The 657-nt window shown below is 40.6% G+C and carries 1 protein-coding gene; it reads left to right on the plus strand.

What is annotated here, in order from left to right; genetic code table 11:
* Positions 1 to 36 precede the first annotated feature (36 nt).
* Positions 37 to 657 (plus strand): DISARM system phospholipase D-like protein DrmC (drmC, locus tag IM284_RS23080; RefSeq protein WP_226838981.1); only part of this gene is annotated, 621 nt, incomplete at its 3' end.

Below are 657 nucleotides of genomic sequence, written 5' to 3' on the forward strand. Positions count from 1 at the left end.
CTAAAGCTGGGATGCTTACATGATGATAATAAATCTATGGCCACATTATACAATGTGGTCAATACTCCAATAGCTGTAACAATAGTCAAACAACTCACTATGGCCTGGCAAAAAACGTCTGTCAGTTCTAGTGAGTTGGCTGCAATGCTCCTTACTGCCAGCCATGTCTATTCAAAAGCCACTTCAGAGCAATCTACCGAGTTAGTGTGGACTGGCCCCACAACACCATTTGTTTCAGCACGTCGTACTGAACAGGCTTTGCTTCAAGTTATTAGTACCGCTGAGCGCACTCTGTTTATAACCAGCTTCGTCGCTTATGATGTTTCAACGATAGTGAAAGCATTAAATGCTGCAAATGAACGCGGAGTTATGATCTCAATTTTACTTGAATTATCGCAAGAGAAAGGTGGTAGTTTAAATTTTGATACCATTGAGAAGATGAGAATACAGGTCCCTTCAGCCAAACTTTATGTATGGAATAATAAAGATAATGAATATTATGGCGGATGTGTTCATGCAAAAGTTGCTGTTGCTGATGCTCGGGAGTGCTTTATCACTAGTGCAAACCTTACTGGGTATGCTATGGAAAAAAATATTGAAGCCGGGGTGCTTATTTCTGGCGGAAGTATTCCAAGGCAACTTAATGAGCATCTTTTC

Origin of the sequence: Enterobacter cloacae complex sp. P12RS, assembly GCF_014895875.1 — a bacterium.
GTDB lineage: Bacteria > Pseudomonadota > Gammaproteobacteria > Enterobacterales > Enterobacteriaceae > Enterobacter > Enterobacter bugandensis.